The 408-nt window shown below is 37.3% G+C and carries 1 protein-coding gene; it reads right to left on the bottom strand.

The annotated features are described in order from the left end of the window. Positions 1–408: hypothetical protein (locus F8C76_RS19920; protein WP_211372188.1), on the bottom strand; the 408-nt coding region annotated here is incomplete at both ends.

The following is a 408-nucleotide window of genomic DNA, read 5'->3' as shown; positions in this document are numbered from 1 at the left end:
AAACGCTAAATACACTTGAATATTTGGCGAATCTAAAGCGGGTTTGAGCGGTTGCAATTGCGCATGAAGCGTGTTGGATTTTTCCAAAATCAAAGCGTTTTTTAAAAGGTTTTCTTGGAGTTTTTTATCCCCATGCGTGCCTTTAGAAAAATAGGGCAAAATGGGGGTTTTAGAGCCTTCTGTGAGAGGATTTAAACCCACTAAAAAACGATAATTGGATTTAAAGTTTTCATAGGTTTTAAGCATAGCGTTAAAGTTTAAATCCACTTCGTTATGGCCCTTAAAATACACTAAATCGTTTTTAGGCGAATTTTTTAGGGCAAACACCACCAAAAACACCACAAGCCCAAGCCCAAGAACAAGCACACTCATGATCCCTAAAGGCCAAAAGTTTTTTTCTTTCATTGA

Origin of the sequence: Flagellimonas olearia (assembly GCF_009184425.1) — a bacterium.
In the GTDB taxonomy this organism is placed as follows: domain Bacteria; phylum Bacteroidota; class Bacteroidia; order Flavobacteriales; family Flavobacteriaceae; genus Flagellimonas; species Flagellimonas olearia.
This window is presented reverse-complemented; position numbering and strand designations above follow the sequence as displayed.